This window comes from Noviherbaspirillum autotrophicum (genome assembly GCF_000818395.1).
Lineage (GTDB): Bacteria > Pseudomonadota > Gammaproteobacteria > Burkholderiales > Burkholderiaceae_D > Noviherbaspirillum > Noviherbaspirillum autotrophicum.
Map to the genome: position 1 here is coordinate 1,366,222 of NZ_JWJG01000028.1, position 15,617 is coordinate 1,381,838.

Annotated in this window: 12 protein-coding genes; 3 read left to right on the forward strand and 9 right to left on the reverse strand. The window is 61.4% G+C overall.

Annotated elements, in window-relative coordinates; genetic code table 11:
• From TSA66_RS27290 to TSA66_RS07545, 8 genes are all read right to left on the reverse strand, one after another.
• Positions 1–1,224: phosphomannomutase/phosphoglucomutase (locus tag TSA66_RS27290; RefSeq protein ID WP_198358739.1), on the reverse strand; the 1,224-nt coding region annotated here is incomplete at its 3' end.
• A 126-nt stretch (positions 1,225–1,350) separates the two neighbouring features.
• Complete coding sequence (locus TSA66_RS07515; protein WP_040039590.1) at positions 1,351–3,618, reverse strand: polysaccharide biosynthesis tyrosine autokinase; 2,268 nt, start codon at positions 3,616–3,618, stop codon at positions 1,351–1,353.
• Between the two features lie 139 nt (positions 3,619–3,757).
• Entirely contained in the window at positions 3,758–4,840 is a 1,083-nt protein-coding gene (locus tag TSA66_RS07520; protein WP_052452173.1) for a polysaccharide biosynthesis/export family protein, read from the reverse strand.
• 655 nt (positions 4,841–5,495) lie between these two features.
• The gene (locus TSA66_RS07525) at positions 5,496–7,997 is read right to left on the reverse strand and encodes an ABC transporter permease (RefSeq protein ID WP_040039592.1); all 2,502 of its coding nucleotides are present in this window, start codon (positions 7,995–7,997) and stop codon (positions 5,496–5,498) included.
• Positions 7,998–8,030: 33 nt separating this feature from the next.
• Positions 8,031–8,615, reverse strand: coding sequence for a DUF4126 domain-containing protein (locus TSA66_RS07530; protein WP_040039593.1), 585 nt, complete (start codon positions 8,613–8,615; stop codon positions 8,031–8,033).
• A 117-nt stretch (positions 8,616–8,732) separates the two neighbouring features.
• A complete protein-coding gene (locus TSA66_RS07535; RefSeq protein ID WP_040039594.1) occupies positions 8,733–9,746 on the reverse strand; it encodes an adenosine deaminase in 1,014 nt (337 codons plus the stop codon).
• A gap of 113 nt (positions 9,747–9,859) precedes the next feature.
• A complete protein-coding gene (locus TSA66_RS07540; RefSeq protein ID WP_040039595.1) occupies positions 9,860–10,252 on the reverse strand; it encodes a TraR/DksA family transcriptional regulator in 393 nt (130 codons plus the stop codon).
• Positions 10,253–10,300: 48 nt separating this feature from the next.
• Positions 10,301–11,326 carry an SDR family oxidoreductase gene (locus tag TSA66_RS07545; RefSeq protein ID WP_040039596.1) on the reverse strand — a complete coding sequence of 342 codons (1,026 nt, stop codon included), beginning with the start codon at positions 11,324–11,326 and terminating at the stop codon, positions 10,301–10,303.
• 305 nt (positions 11,327–11,631) lie between these two features.
• Here TSA66_RS07545 and TSA66_RS07550 point away from each other — a divergent pair, with 305 nt between their 5' ends.
• Both TSA66_RS07550 and TSA66_RS07555 read left to right on the forward strand, forming a co-directional pair.
• The gene (locus TSA66_RS07550; protein ID WP_040039597.1) at positions 11,632–11,910 is read left to right on the forward strand and encodes a hypothetical protein; all 279 of its coding nucleotides are present in this window, start codon (positions 11,632–11,634) and stop codon (positions 11,908–11,910) included.
• 114 nt (positions 11,911–12,024) lie between these two features.
• Positions 12,025–12,258, forward strand: coding sequence for a hypothetical protein (locus tag TSA66_RS07555; RefSeq protein ID WP_040039598.1), 234 nt, complete (start codon positions 12,025–12,027; stop codon positions 12,256–12,258).
• A 55-nt stretch (positions 12,259–12,313) separates the two neighbouring features.
• Here the strand turns inward: TSA66_RS07555 and TSA66_RS07560 are convergent, their stop codons facing one another.
• On the reverse strand, positions 12,314–14,053 hold the full coding sequence (locus tag TSA66_RS07560) for a chloride channel protein (RefSeq protein WP_040042326.1): 1,740 nt from the start codon (positions 14,051–14,053) through the stop codon (positions 12,314–12,316).
• A 324-nt stretch (positions 14,054–14,377) separates the two neighbouring features.
• Here TSA66_RS07560 and TSA66_RS07565 point away from each other — a divergent pair, with 324 nt between their 5' ends.
• Positions 14,378–15,541, forward strand: a complete 1,164-nt coding sequence (locus tag TSA66_RS07565; protein WP_040039599.1) for an HPP family protein — start codon at positions 14,378–14,380, stop codon at positions 15,539–15,541.
• Positions 15,542–15,617 lie beyond the last annotated feature (76 nt).

Genomic DNA, 15,617 nt, shown 5'->3' on the forward strand with positions numbered 1-15,617 from the left:
GTACTCGACCCGCAAGCCGTCGATCGTCACCACCTGCTGCGCGCCCGGAAAGCGCGCTTCCTTTTGCAGCTTCGCGATCAGTTCAACGTTCTCGCCCTCTTCCAGCTTCAGCTGCAGTTCCGGCGTGCTCACCGATTGCGGCAAGGCATTGAGTACCGCCGACGGATCGGCCACCCGCGACAGCAATTCCAGCAGCCGCGCTCCCGCATACAAGCCGTCGTCGAAGCCATACCAGCGGTCCTTGAAGAAAATATGCCCGCTCATCTCTCCGCCCAGCGGCGCGCCCGTCTCGCGCATCTTCGCCTTCACCAGCGAATGCCCGGTCTTCCACATCAGCGGCACCCCGCCATGCTGTTTCACCCACGGCGCCACATGCCGCGTGCACTTGACGTCGTACAGAATCTCGCGCCCCGGATGGCGCATGAGCACGTCCTGCGCAAACAGCATCAGCTGCCGGTCCGGATAAATAATCTGCCCATCCTTAGTCACCACGCCCAGCCGGTCGCCGTCACCGTCGAACGCCAGGCCTATCTCCGCATCCGTGTCCTTCAAGCAGCGGATCAAGTCCTGCAGGTTTTCCGGATGGGCCGGGTCGGGATGATGGTTGGGAAAGTTGCCGTCGACGTCGCAAAACAGTTCGCGCACCTCGCATCCCAGCGCCCGGTACAAGTCGCCGGCAAAGGCGCCGGCCACACCGTTGCCGCAATCGATGGCAATCTTCATCGGCCGCGCCAGCTTCACATCGCCGGTGATGCGTTCCAGGTATTGCTGCCGGATATCGTGAGTGCGGTAGCTACCGTTGCCTTGCGCAAAGTCTCCCTTGACGATCGCCTGGTACAAGCCCTGGATCGTATCGCCGTAAATGGCTTCGCCAGCCAGCACCATCTTGAAGCCGTTGTAGTCGGGCGGGTTGTGGCTGCCGGTGACCATGATGCCGGACTGGGCATCGAGCACATGGGTGGCGAAGTACAGCATCGGGGTGGCGACCACGCCGAGGTCGATCACGTCGACGCCGGCGCGTTGCAGGCCGGAGGCCAGCGCCTTGGCCAGTTCGGGGCCGGACAGGCGGCCATCGCGGCCGATGACCACCGTTTGCTCGCCCTTGATGCGGGCAGCGGTGCCGAAGGCTTGGCCGATCTGGCGGGCGATGCCGATGTCGAGCGTTTTGCCGAGAATGCCGCGGATGTCGTAGGCTTTGAAAATGGTGGGAGAGAGAGGTAACAAGGTAGATTCCGCCAGACAGAATAAGACAGGAAAATCGCACTCACGACGAGCCGGCGTGGGCGCCATGCATTGAACCAAAGAAAAACCGAAGGCCGGATTTCCATCCGGCCTTCCTCATGCCAGCGCCTATCTGGCTCCCGAAGCTTCGATCAGCGGGACATCTCCTTCCGAAGAACCATTGCGGTAGGTGCCATAGCCATAGCCATAACCGTAACGTCCGGGGCGCGCCTTGAGATCGTTGAACAGCACGCCCTTCGCCGCCAAGCCCGCCTGGGCCAGACGCTTCATCGATTCATTGATTTCGCCCGGCGTCGTCACGCCTGCGCGCGTCGTGATGTAGATTGCGCCGGCATGCGAGCCGATGATCAGCGTATCGGCCACGGCGAGGATCGGTGGCGCATCGACCAGCACCAAGTCATATCCGACGGACAGCTGCTCCAGCATGGCGCCGAAGCTCGGGCGCAGCAGGAGTTCGGATGGATTCGGCGGCAAGGTTCCGGTAGAGATGAAGTCCATATTCTCGATCACGCCGTGGTGTATCACTTGCTCCGGTGTACGTGCGCCCGCAATCGCGTCCGACAATCCATCCTGGCGTCCGAAGCCGAAATACAGGTGCAGCAAGCCGTTGCGCAAGTCTGCATCGACCAGCAAGACCCGCTTGCCGGTCGCCGCCATGATGGCCGCGAGGTTGGCCGACACGAACGACTTGCCCATTCCTGGCGTCGCGCCGGTGATCAGCACAACGTTGTTCCTGAACTGTGGCAGAGAGAATTGCAATGCCGCACGGAAGCTGCGCAGGCTTTCAATGGCGGCGTCGGTGGAAGACACCTTGGCCAGCAGCGGAACTTTCTGCTGCCGTGCGGCGACCTGCTGATACAACTCCTTCTGCTTCTTGCTATGCGGGATAGTGGCATAGACCGGCACACCGACCATCTTCTCCACCTGCTCCGGCGTATCGATGCCGCCATACAGTGACTTGCGGAAGAATGCCGCCAGCACACCGAGGAACAATCCGCCCAGCACTGCCAGCGCAAGGATGACCGGACGGTTCGGCTTGATCGGCTTTTCCGGCAGCATCGGCGCATCCACCAGGCGCACGTTGCTGACCTTCCCGACAGTGATCAAGCGCAGCTGCTGCGCCGTGTTCAGCAATGCGGTATACAGCTCGGTATTGACCTTCACGTCGCGGGTCAGTCGCACTAGGTTCTGCTCCAGCATCGGCAGCGATTTGATGTGTTCCTGCATGCCGTTGATTTCGGCATTGATTTCCTTGAGCTGGCTGTCGAGGCCCTGCACCAGCGGATGATCGGGCGTGAATCGCGTCAGCAGCTCCAGCCGCTTTTGCTGAAGCTCCATCTTCTTGATCTTCGCATTCGACTGCTGCTGCAGCGTCAGTTTGGATTCTTCACTCAGGTCGACGGTACCATTACTGTTGCGAAATGCGTTGTACTTCGCTTCAGCCTGTTCCAGCTGCTGCTTGAGTTCCGGCAGCTGCTTGTTCAGGTAGGCCAGTGATTTTTCTGCTTCCTCCGTCTTGCGCGCGGCGTTCTGCTTCACGTATTCCTTGCTGATCTCGGTCAGCACTCCGTGAATCATTTTCGGATCCGATCCCTGCAGGGTGGCGGCAATGATTCCGGACTGCTTGCCGCCCTGCTCGTTGACGGTCAGGGAATTCTGTATACCTTCGATGGTGGCCAGGCGCGAGCTGCGATTGAGCAGGAATTGCGTGCCGGGCTTGCCCTGAAGCCGGTCGACGCGCAATTCGATGGCGCCCTTGTCGGTATCGACGCTGACCGGCTGGCCCACCTTGCCCTTGAATTCGACGCCCAGGTCCTTCTGCATGACACGGAACTGCCCGTCGTTTTCGGCAGTCAGGACAAACTCGCGGTTCAAGAAGGAGTCGGGCACGTTAAATACGGCCACGTCGATTTTTTCCGCGCCCCATGCATAGCCGCCGTATCCCAGCAAACCCGGCGTCGACAACTGCCTGTTATAGCCGGACAGCCAGGAGCCGATCAGGGGGAAGCGCTTCGGCTCGGCGCTGATGTACAGGCGCAGATTGTCGATGGCGCGCGAGACGACCAGGCGGGAACGGACCAGCTCCATCTCGGAGGGCGCCGCGGTTTTCACGTCGAACATCGAGGACAAGTCGCCCAGGATGTTTTTCGATTCTTTCTGACTTTCTTCCTCGACATGAATCAACATGTTCGCTTCGTATACCGGCTTGGCCAGGAACGCATAGCTGGCACCAAGCAGGGTCACGACAAACGCAATACTGGCAATCAGCCAGCGGTTTTCCCACAGGATGTCGAAGTAAGTTGCCATCCCGATTTCTTCATCATCGTGGCGTATGCTCGGCGGCCCGGATAACAGGGGTATGGATTGATTCGTCATAGGTTTATCTGAAAGAAGTTAAAACATGCATAGACTGTCGCCGGATGATCCACGCTGCCCGCTACAGCGCTACACCGCCCGATGTCCATGCCTGGAAGACGCCGGGCAAATGCAGCGCATGTCGCTCAGAGCTAAGCCATTACTTGTTGGTAGCCGGCGTGACCGCGCCGACCGCGCCGGATAACGCGCTCGGGAGTATCAGGCTGATCGCGCGATGCCAGTTCGCCAGCGGCGTGGCGGCCACATAAACGACATCCTTCGGACTCAGCTCGAAGTTTTCCGCCATTGCCAGCGCACCCGGCGAGCGCCCATCAAGCTGATAGACAATCTGGTCGGTCCCCGATCTGCGAATGACGTAGATCTGGCTGCCATCACCGCTGAGCGGATTGACGCCGCCCGACTCGCCCAATGCCTCGTTGAGCGTCAGGCGTCCGTTATGCATCGGCAGGGCTCGCGGGCTTACGACCTCTCCCGACACGAACACCTTGCTTTCGTCGCGCGAGCGCACGCGCACCACGTCGCCGTCCTGCAGCATGATGGTCGACGGGTTGACGCCGCGCTGAACAAGCTGCGGCAGGTTCACCTGATAGTTGACGCCGCCGCGGTTGACGACCACCTGGCTCTGGTCGCCGGTCGGCAGCACGCCGCCGGCCCGGTTGATTGCTTCCACGAGGGTCATCGGAATATCGTTGATCGCCTGCAGGCCGGGCGTTTTGACTTCGCCATCGACGTACACGCGCTTGCTGCGATAGGACTGCACGCGCAGCGTGACCTTCGGATTGCGCAGGTAGCGCGACAGCTTGGTGCTCAGCAGATGGGCCGCCTGATCCTGTGTCATCCCGGAGACCTTCAACGTGCCGGCGTAGGGAAACTGGATGGTCCCGTCATGGTCGACCATGAATCCGGCTGGAGGCGCGGTGGTCGCGGCCACAGCGGCATCCGCGCCGACACCGCCATAACCCACCGCCGCGACCGTGGCGCTGCTGGACAATTCAGGATGGTCCCACACAACAATCGACAGCACGTCGCCGCTGTCGATCTTGTATGCCACCGGCTTTGCAATCAGTGCACTGATATCCTGCGTCACCTGCTTTTCGCGCAGTTGCTTTTCAGTCTTAACGAGTTGCACGGTGATCGGCTTCAGCACCGCATTGGCATTTTCGCCGTTGCCTGCCGTGGCAGAACCGGTGGCATCGCTGCTTGCCCGCTGATCGAAATGCATGCCTGGGGCGGCTGACGTGCAAGCCGCAATCAGTGGAATGGCTGCAACCACACTCCATCGTTTCAGGGACGCGTTGAAATACAAATGCATATGATTACCCCACATGATTAGTACGAACTTGCCGGACGATTGGCTGCACAAGCAGTGTGCAAGAAGGCCTGGTCGGAATACGTCCACAATTTGGCGGACTGCATGTCAAAGAAGTGAACGTGGATTCGGGATAGACGTTGCGCGACTCCTCTTGATGAACGGAACCGGTCTCGTTTCAGGTGTCCTGCCCGGAGTGACACTGACTCTGCGTTCCAATTGCCTCACAACTTTCGGCGACTTAATTGATGTTCAACTCTACTTTTCCACTCGTTGTCTGTTTTGACACGTATCAACGCACAACACGAATGGATTTTTGCCTCTGCGGATGCGTTGTTTTGAACGCGCAGACTGCATGTCATGAAGTTTCGCGAAGGAATAATTACGCTTCACGACATGCGATTTGCCGCACCGAATTGACGAGGTGCGCTGCATTTCGCAACTGCCGCAGGGACAATAGGAATGTAGCCCGTGATGCCAGGAGACGGCTTGCGGAAAAGCACGGTCACGGTCGTGCATCTTTAATGCAGATTAAACCGGCACACTGAAGGCCGAAGGCGGGAGAAGATCAGTTGCCGCGCAAGGATTGCAGCGGGGGCTGGCGCAAGACATTGCGCAATCCGGCCCAGCCGCCGATAAACGCGCAGATCGCCCCGACGGCGAGGCCGATCAGCCAGACCACCGGACTGAAGCGCCACTCGAAGTTGAAGACATATTGCGCCAGCACCCATCCCACAACGGCAGCGCCGGTCGCGGCGAGCAGCCCGGCCAGGCTGCCAACAAGCGCAAACTCGATCCACTGCGCCTGCGATAACTGCCCGCGCGTGGCGCCCAGCGCGCGCAGCAAGGCCGCTTCGCGGATCCGCTCGTCCTGTGAACCGGCCAGCGCCGCGTACAGCACCAGCACGCCGGACGCCAGCGTGAACAGGAACAGGAACTCGACAGCGGCAATCACCTGGTCGAGTACGGCCTGCAGCTGCCGGATCACGCTGCCCACATCGATCACGGTCAAATTCGGAAAGTCGCGCGTCAGGGAATGGATGACGGCCGATTTCGATTGCGGCAGATGGAATGCGGTGATCCATGTCTGCGGCATGTTCTCCATCAGTTTAGGATTGAGGATCACGAAAAAATTCACCCGCATCGAACCCCATTCCAGCTTGCGCAGACTGGTCACGGTAGCCTCGACCTGCTGGCCCGCGATATCGAAGCGCAACCGGTCGCGCAGCTTCAGATTCAGCGTTTTTGCCAAGCCTTCCTCGACCGATGCTTGCGCGCCGCTGTCGTCAAGCCAGCGTCCGGCCACGATCTCGTTTTGCGGCGGCAGCGCGCGCATCGTCGACAGGTTGAACTCGCGGTCGACCAGGCGCTTGGCGCGCTCTTCGACGTAGGTCTGGCCCGTGATCGGCGTGCCGTTCACCTGGATCAGGCGGCCACGAATCATCGGGTACAGCAGCGGATCCGCGATGCCCGCCTGCGCCAGGCGGTGCGCGATCTCGTCCCTCTGCTCCGGCTGGATATTGATCACGAAACGGTTCGGCGCGTCCGGTGGCGTCGACTGGCGCCATGCAGCCAGCAGATCGCCGCGAATGACCGTCAGCAGCAGCAAGGCCATCAACCCCAGCGACAGCGCCACGATTTGCACCACCGTGGCGCCGGTACGGCGCTGCAATGCAGTGACGGCAAAACGCCAGCTTGGATGGGCGATGCGCGAACGCAGCGCGCGCAGCGATTTCACGCCCAGCCACCCGATCAGCGCGAACACGGCAAACCCGCCGAGAAAACCGCCGGCCGTCAGCAAGCCAAGCTGTGGCGCGCCGGATTGCCACAGCAGCAGGCCGACAAATGCGCCCAGTCCCAGCACATAGGTCGCCAGCGTCACCGGTTGCGGCGCGTCCTGCTCGCGTCGAATGACACGGTTGTGCGGCACGTTGCGCAGCTGCAGGATCGGCGGTATTGCAAACCCGATCAGCAGCAGCATCCCGGCCGCTAGCCCCTGCACGGCTGGCGTGAAGGTGGCCGGGGGAAGCTGGCGGCTCACCAGCGAGCCGAGCCATTCCAGCAGCACGAAGTGCGCGCCGAAGCCGAGCGCGATGCCCAGCAGGCCGCCGGCCAGGCCGACCATGCAAAATTCGCTCAGGTACATCAGCGTCACCTGGTTTTGCGTCATTCCGAGGCAGCGCAGCATCGCGCACGCATCCAGGTGGCGCAACATGAAGCGGCGTGCCGCCATCGCCACGGCAACCGCTGCCAGCATCGCGGACAGCAAGCCGACCAGCGACAGGAACTGTTCGGCGCGGTCCAGCGTGGCCCGCATCTCGGGGCGGCCGGATTCGAGCGATTCGAGGCGCACGCCCTTCACGTTGGCGCGCGCGATTTCTTTCTGCAGCCAGCGCCGGAACGAGGCGACCTGCGCCGGATCACCGGCAGCAAGCAACCGGTAGGTCACGCGCGATCCGTTCTGAATCAGATTGGTTGCCTGCAAGTCGGACAAGCGCAGCATCACGCGTGGCGCAAAATTCATGAACGACGCTCCGTGGTCGGGCTCGAGCGAGATTACGTTGACAATACGAAAAACAGCATCCCCCAACTGCAACGCATCACCGACGTTCACGCCGAGAGCCGACAGGATATTTTGGTCCACCCAAACCGTGCCCGGGGCAGGAATGTCACGCACCTCGACTTCTGCCCCGTCCTTTCCGGTTGCCAGCGTCAGCTTTCCGCGTAGCGGATAGCCAAGCGACACCGCCTTGATAGACGCCAGCTGCGACACAGCCTGCTCCCCCTCCCCTGCTATGGCCATGCTGGGGAAAGCGACCGTCTCGGCCAGTTGCAATCCGTGCCGCTGCGCCTGCGCACGCCATGCCGGATCGACCGGCTGATCGGCATTGATGACCAGATCGGCACCCAGCAGCTGGTTTGCGTCGCGATTGAGCCCGGCACGCATGCGGTCGACGAAAAAGCCGACCGACGAAAGCGATGCCACAGCGACGACCAGCGCGACCAGCAGGAATCGCAATTCGCCGGCGCGCCAGTCGCGCCGCGTCATTCGCAATGATTGCAGCAGCATGGGATGTGTTTTCTTTCTTATTGGGGCGGCGCACTATGCGCTCAGCCTTCGGAACAGCCATCGCAGTCCGCGCCACAATTTGGGCAGCAGCCACAATGCGACAAGGAAGAATACCGCAAGAAATGAAATCAAGATCCAGGGATGAAAAAACGCCGCCCACAGTCCGCCAGCCACCCCCACATCCTCCACTACCGACGCGGTCCAGTTGGAAAACGGCTCGGGCGAGGTATTGATCAGCACGCGGCTGCCCGCCTTTGTGGCGTGTGCGCCGGCGGCGAGCGTTCCTCCCAGCAGCGCCGCGGCGGCCGTCCATTCCGGCGCCATGTGGCCGAGCGTGGCGGCACCAAGAATCGCGCCGGCGGGAATGCGGATAAAGGTATGGATCGCATCCCAGGCCGAATCGACGCCGGGCACCTTATCGGCCAGGAATTCAACGACCAGGAGGGTGCCGGTAACCGTCATGACCCAGGGCGATTGCAGCGTCTGCAGCGCTGGGGGCAGATCGAGCCATCCGGCACGCCCCAGCCAGCCGGCAGCAAACAGCGTCATGTAGAGCCGGATGCCGCTGGCCCAGGACAGGCCGCCGGCCAGCGCCGCGGCGGACAATGGATCAGCCATGGGACGGCATGTCCGGCAAGCCCAGCGTCACGGGAAGTGCGGCGTCCTGCATCATGGTTCTCCCGTCAATACCCTATGCTGCAGCGCTAAGGGCGAAGGCTGGCCAGACCGAATGCGCTACGCAAAGCAGGCATCGACCTCCTCCAGCAATTTCCGCTTGGCCGCCTCGTCCAGGAACGACGCGACAAAGCTGTTGCGCGCCAGCAGGCGCGCCTGCTCTCGCCCGAGCGGCAATGCCTCGAACATGCGCAGAAAATTGTCATTTACATAACCGCCGAAATAAGCGGGATCGTCGGAATTGACGGTCACCAGCAAGCCGGCTTCCAGCAGTTTCAGCAGATTGTGGTCTGCCAGGCGATCGAACACGCGCAGCTTGATATTCGACAGCGGACAAACGGTCAGCGGTACGCGCTGCTCCGCCAGGCGCCGTGTCAGCGCCGCGTCTTCGAGGCAGCGCACGCCATGATCGATGCGTTCCACGTGCAATACGTCGAGCGCCGAGCGGATATAGTCCGGCGGGCCCTCTTCGCCCGCATGCGCCACCAGGTGCAGGCCGAGCTCCTTGCAGCGCGCAAATACCCTGGCGAATTTCTCCGGCGGGTGGCCTCGCTCGGACGAGTCGAGTCCGACGCCGATGAACTTGGCGCGATGCGGAATGGCCTGCTCCAGCGTGGCCAGCGCATCCTCTTCCGGCAGATGGCGCAGAAAGCACATGATCAGCGCGCCGCTCATGCCCCAGTGGCGCTTCGCGTCGTCCAGCGCGCGGTGGATGCCGTCAATGACCGTGGAAAAGGCAACGCCGCGCTCGGTGTGCGTCTGCGGGTCGAAAAAGATTTCCGCATGCCTGACGTTGTCGGCGTGCGCGCGCTGCAGGTATGCCAACGTCATGTCGTAGAAATCCTGTTCGTGCAGCAGCACGCTCGCTCCGGCATAGTAAATGTCCAGGAATGATTGCAGGTCCGTGAACGCATACGCGCGGCGCAACTCGTCCACCGAGGCATAGCGCAGCGCAACGCCATTGCGTTTTGCCAGCGCAAAAATCAGTTCCGGCTCCAATGAACCCTCGATATGAATATGCAACTCCGCCTTCGGCATTTTCTGCAGCAGATTGCGTAGTGATTCGTCCATGATTCTCCCTGTGTGCTATACGTGATGCGCCAAATGCTGGAATTGTACGATCAACAGCACGGCAGCGGCATCACCGCACCCAAAGAAAAAAGGCGTGCGCGGGCACCACCCGGCCTTCACATCGTATTGCCACGCATCGCATCGCCGTGGGTTTTTTCGTAGTGCTCCTGGCAAGGCGCACAACGGTCCGCCGTCGGCTGCACTTTCAGCCGTTCATAGGGAATCTCCGCTTCGCAGCTCACGCACACGCCGTACACATCGTTTTCCATGCGCTGCCGCGCCGCCTCGACCGCCCGCAGTTCAGTCAGGTCGCGCGTCACTGCGGCATTGCCGAGGTCAACAGCAAGGTTGGCGAAAGACGAGTCGCCCGGATCCGGAATTTCAGTCGCCACATCCATGTACTCGTCTTTCTCGTTGACCTCGCGCAGCAGGTCGGCGCGCAACGCCCGTTCGCGCTCATCCAGCAACTGCTTCAGATGGGCGAGTTGTTCGTCACTCAAATACGCCATGTCATGCCTCCCGAAAAATAAGATGAAACGCCGGCTTCCGCCCTGATTTCAGGCCAGCGGTTCCGGCTGCTCGCGCATGCGCCACCATGCGGCAAGAGCAAGACCGAGGCCAAACATCAATGCCCAGCTGGTTCTGGGATGCAGCGCGGCCTGGGTATACAGGCTCGACTCGAAGACGTGGCCGGATTGGCCCTGGCGCTCCTGCAAATCGCCTCCGGGCGAGTACAGACTGTTCTGGCTGCGGTCGCGCGCAGGCATGTCGGATTTTTGCTGGCCGAGGAGGAAGCGCCGGATGTAGCCGTCCACCATGCGCGGCGCATAGTATGCCGAGGACGACACCAGCTTGGCGGCTCCGCCGATGAAGATGTCGCGCTTGAAATTTTCGGCGGCATGCAGAATGGCGTCGGCTGCGATTTCCGGCGCATAGACGGGCGGCTGCAGCTTCGGCTCGACCTCCAGGTAATTTTTCGCATGCTCGACGAACATCGTGTCGATTGCCGCCGGCTTGATCAGCGTGACGGCGATCGGCAGGTCCTCCGCCTCCAGTTCCGAGCGCAGCGAATCGGTGAAACCTTTGACCGCATGCTTGGACGCGGAATAGGCGCCCTGCAACGGCATAGCGCGGTCCGACACTTCGCTGCCCAGGTTGATGATCGCGCCGCCCCCGCGCTGCTTCAAGTGCTCGACGGCGACCAGCGACCCGTGCACGACGCCCCAGAAATTGGTCTGGAACAGCTTGCGCTGGTCTTCCAGCGACACGTCTTCGACGCGCCCGAAAATCGAGATGCCGGCGTTGTTGACCCAGGTATCGAAACCGCCGAATCGCTGAATCGCTGCTTGCGCCACCTTGCGCACATCCTCTTCGATGCCGACATCGGCCACCACGTGGATTGCCTCGCATCCCTGTTTCGATAGTTCGTAGGTAAGTTGCTTTAATGCATCCTCATTGCGCGCCACCAGCACCACCTTGGCGCCACGAGCGGCCGCACGCCGTGCAGTCGTCAAGCCGATGCCGCTGGTGGCGCCGGTAATGACAATGATTTGGTCCTGCAATTTTTTTAGTCGAAATTTCATCCGGACACTCCTTTCGAACGTTACAACCAGCGAAAAGTATGCCCGGTTGAAAATTCGGTTGCCTTCCATGCAAAGGACAACCGTTTTTGTTATGCGCTGAAATTTTTACCGTTGCCATGCACGTTTTTTCACGCTGCGCCAAGCCGCTGGTTCCGGCAGACGGCATGCAGAGCGGCGTGTTACGTTCTAAAATCGGTCGCAGGCGGGGTGCGGGGGTATCACGCGCGATGCCTGCCAACGAAATACGGAGTCCCTGAGTTCCTTATTGCAGTCAGGTTCGCGTACCGATGGAAAGGAGGCCGTACATGCCCTTTGCTAGAAATCAATTCGGCGTACCGCTTTATCCGGAGAACGATGCGCGCCGATTGTTCGTGCTGTTGTCAGCGGTCGATCTGCTCGAACGCCCGACCGCATCCGCCATCGCCGATCTCACCAGCCACGACAAGGAAACGATCGATGCCGACATGGCCAAGCTGCGTGAGCAGTTCGGCGTGGTGCTGCACAAAAGCGGTGAGATTTACCGCATCGAGTCCTGGGGAGAAGTGCTCAAGAAGCGCGGCGTCAAACGCTACCTGAAAGGCTGATGCATGCCGCACATGCGCTGCGACATTCGTGGCGAGTGCCATGATTGGCCTCAACAATGGCAGCCGCAGCACTGCTAGGATCTGCGGATACCGTGGCGATGGGGAGAGTTGGCGATGCAAATCGAAACGATCGGAAAATATCAGCTTCACCTGATCGCGCACGAGCTTCCGGGCACACGCGGCTGGCATCCCTATGTCTCCATCCACAAGTTCGACGACGCCGCGCAGGACTTCATCTGCGTGCTTGACAAGCACCATGCCGGCGACGAGGCGCTACCGAGCTACGACGAAGCGATCGACATGGCGCGCCGCGTCGGCACCGCCCTGCTGGAAAAGGGCAACCTGTAGCAAGGGCAGCGCCGCCGCATTCGCTGCAATGCCGCGCCGGCTCCGTATCGCTTGCTTACCGCATCCGCTCGCGCACCAGCTCGTCGGCAAACACATCCTCGCTCGACTTCAGGATGTCGCTGCGGCTGATGATGCCGATCAAGCGCATGCTTTCCCGCGTCTCGACCACCGGCAAGCGTTCCAGACGGTATGCTGCCATGCGGGCCGCCACAATGCGCACGCTTTCCTCGGCCAGCGCCACGACCGGCTCCCTGTCCCTTGGCGCCAGGTCGCGGCATGATGTGGCCGATGCCGGCGCATCCATCAGCGTGCCGCGCTCGATCATGCCGGCCAGGCGCCCCTCGCTGAGCATCGGATAGCAGCGATGCGGCTGATCCGTGCCGAAATAGCGCAGAATGGCCTCGCCAACCGGCAGATCGGCCGGAATCGTCATCACCGCGCGCGTCATCAGGTCGGACACATGCTGCCGCTCGAGCGGGTCAACCCCGTATTCCCGATAGATATGCAGCCCGCGCCGCGCGATTTTTTCCGTCATGATCGAGCGGCGCATCGTCAGCACATTGAAGCCGTAAGACACCGCCGTCGTGAGCAGCAAAGGCAGCAATGCATTGCTGTCGTGAGTCAGGCCGAAAGCAAACACGATTGCCGTCAGTGGCGCGCCCAGCACGCCGCCCAGCACGCCGGCCATGCACACCAGCGCCCACAGGCTGGGAGTCGCCCCGGGAAGAACCGGCGCCAGCGCCACGCCCAGGCCTGCCCCCATCATCAAAAGCGGAGCCAGCACGCCACCCGAGGTGCCGGACCCGAGCGCGACGATCCACATCAGCGCTTTCACGCCCAGCAATGACAGCGCAACCGCCAACGCCATGTGATTGCTCAGCAAGTCACCGATCACGTCATAGCCAACGCCGAGCGCGCGCGGCTCGAAATAGCCGCCGATGCCGACGGCCAGCCCGCCGAGCGCCGGCCACCACATCCAATGGAGCGGCAGCTTGGCGAACAAGTCTTCCATCCGGTAAAGTGCATGCGTGAGCAACGACGACAGCAGCCCGCATGCCAGCCCGGCGGCAATGCAGGATGCCAGTGCGGGAAGCGTCGCCGGCGCGGTGTCGATCGGGAACAGCGGCCCCGCTTCGAACAGCAGAGGCCGCAGGAAGCCGGCGACGGCGCAGGCTACGGCTACCGGCAACAGGCTGCGCGGCCGGAATTCGAACAGCATCAGTTCAACGGCCAGCAGCAGCGCCGCAACCGGCGTACCGAAGATCGCGGTCATGCCGGCGCAGGCTCCCGCCACCAGCAGGGTCTTGCGCTCGGCCGCGGTCAGGTGAAAGAACTGTGCAATCAGCGATCCGAGCGAGCCGCCGGTCATGATGATCGGCCCTTCCGCCCCGAACGGGCCGCCGCTGCCGATCACGATTCCAGAAGAAATTGGCTTGAGCAGCGCCACCTTGGGCGACATCCTGCTCTTGCCGAACAAGATCGCCTCGATCGCTTCCGGAATCCCGTGGCCGCGTATCTTTTCGCTGCCGTAGCGCGCCATCAGCCCGACCAGCAGGCCGCCGATGACGGGCAATGCAATCACCCAGGCGCCGAGCGTGTGATGCGCCGGCATGGCGTCAGCCAGCGACAGCCGCTGGAAAAAGAACAGGTTGGTAAAGAAGCGAATCAGCTTCAGCAGCACATCGGCGGCGATGGCGCTGCATGCGCCAATGGCCACCGCCATCGCCGAAATCATGACGAGGCGGCGATCGGCTGCGTAATCGCGCTTGGCATGCGCATGTAACTGCCGTTCCATCGGCATGGATTTTGTTTGGCCCATCTTGTCAGATCCTGAATTGAATAAAACCTGTGGCATACCGCCGGCGAGCCGGCAGCGTTCCAACGCCCGCAACGCCCGCCGGCAACCGGCTCATTGGTGAGGGCGGTACTGAGCACAGAGGCGCGCGTCGCACGCGGTCGCCCCTGCGTGAATTGTCATTTCCGCTTGGGTGGCAGAGAGTGACTTATCCGCCACACCTTCGCTGCGGCTGTTGCAACAATATGTATCATATTATGTTATATTTCGCGGCTTTCCAAAAACAAGCATTGCCCGCCTGAAGGTTGGCAACAACACTCCAACATGAATGACGTAAGGGCGTGGTTGCGCGGGTTCATTCCCGCTCCCATTAATGCTGGACGGCGCGAAAAGCTGTGCGCCTGTCTCGGCGCATGGATCGGACTGATGTTTGCCGGTCTGGTCAGCAAAGCCACGCTTGGCAATTTCAATCCCTGGTTTATTGCGCCGATGGGCGCTTCGGCCGTGCTGCTGTTCGGCATGCCGTCCAGTCCGCTGGCACAACCGTGGTCGCTGGTCGGCGGCAATATCGTTTCGGCCCTGGTCGGCATCGTTTGTGCACAATCCATCGGCGACCCGATCCTGGCCGCCAGCGCCGCCGTCGCCGTCGCCATTGCCGCCATGTTCGCGCTGCGCTGCCTGCATCCGCCCAGCGGCGCCGTCGCCCTGACCGCCGTTCTGGGCGGACCGACCGTGCTGGCCAGTGGATACCGCTTCGCATTGTGGCCGGTCGGACTGAACTCCATTTTCCTGCTGACGGCGGCCCTGATCTTCAATAACCTGCTGCGTCGCCGCTATCCGCATGCGCATTTACATCATGCCAACCCACACGGCACGGCCGACCCGCTCCCGACCGAACGGCTTGGCTTTACGCGCGCCGACCTCGATGAAGTGCTGAAGTCGCACCAGCAATTGCTCGATATCGATCCCGACGACCTGGAAGAAATTTTCCGGCATGCCGAACTGAACGCCTACCACCGCCGTTTCGGGCAGATCCGTTGCGCCGACCTGATGTCGAAGGATGTCATCACGGTACAGCAGTCGACGTCGCCGCAAGCCGTCTGGCGCTTGCTTGCCAAGCACAGGATCAAGGCCTTGCCGGTGGTTGACGACGCTGGCATGTTGGCCGGCATCGTCTCGCTGCATGACATGATGATCGGCCACGAGCACGACGTGCCGGCAGGCTTCTGGCCGCCACAGCTGCCGCGGGTCGGACACATAGAACAATTGATGACCCGCGACGTGCGCACTGCAACGCCGGATCAACTGATTACCGAACTGGTGCCGCTATTTTCGGATGCGGGATATCACCATCTGCCGGTGGTCGATGCGCAACGCCGCGTCATTGGCATGGTGACGCAATCCGACCTCGTCGCTGCCCTGTACCGTGCGCGCCTCGAGGAAACAGGAAAACCGGTGCACAGGCCCGTGATGGCGGTGGCGGCATAATTCATGTCCGAAAGGGCATGAATTGCCATACTTCAAATTTGCGGTTTGTCATACCCTTGTCATGCCACTTCTATAC

What these genes read in the sequence shown, in the direction of transcription:
- TSA66_RS07555 (WP_040039598.1), top strand. Translation starts at nt 12,025, where the DNA reads ATGCAAATCGAAACGATCGGAAAATATCAGCTTCACCTGATCGCGCAC.
- TSA66_RS07560 (WP_040042326.1), bottom strand. Translation starts at nt 14,053, where the DNA reads ATGGAACGGCAGTTACATGCGCATGCCAAGCGCGATTACGCAGCCGAT.
- TSA66_RS07515 (WP_040039590.1), bottom strand. Translation starts at nt 3,618, where the DNA reads ATGACGAATCAATCCATACCCCTGTTATCCGGGCCGCCGAGCATACGC.
- TSA66_RS07530 (WP_040039593.1), bottom strand. Translation starts at nt 8,615, where the DNA reads ATGGCTGATCCATTGTCCGCCGCGGCGCTGGCCGGCGGCCTGTCCTGG.
- TSA66_RS07565 (WP_040039599.1), top strand. Translation starts at nt 14,378, where the DNA reads ATGAATGACGTAAGGGCGTGGTTGCGCGGGTTCATTCCCGCTCCCATT.
- TSA66_RS07525 (WP_040039592.1), bottom strand. Translation starts at nt 7,997, where the DNA reads ATGCTGCTGCAATCATTGCGAATGACGCGGCGCGACTGGCGCGCCGGC.
- TSA66_RS07545 (WP_040039596.1), bottom strand. Translation starts at nt 11,326, where the DNA reads ATGAAATTTCGACTAAAAAAATTGCAGGACCAAATCATTGTCATTACC.
- TSA66_RS07550 (WP_040039597.1), top strand. Translation starts at nt 11,632, where the DNA reads ATGCCCTTTGCTAGAAATCAATTCGGCGTACCGCTTTATCCGGAGAAC.
- TSA66_RS07520 (WP_052452173.1), bottom strand. Translation starts at nt 4,840, where the DNA reads ATGCATTTCGATCAGCGGGCAAGCAGCGATGCCACCGGTTCTGCCACG.
- TSA66_RS07540 (WP_040039595.1), bottom strand. Translation starts at nt 10,252, where the DNA reads ATGGCGTATTTGAGTGACGAACAACTCGCCCATCTGAAGCAGTTGCTG.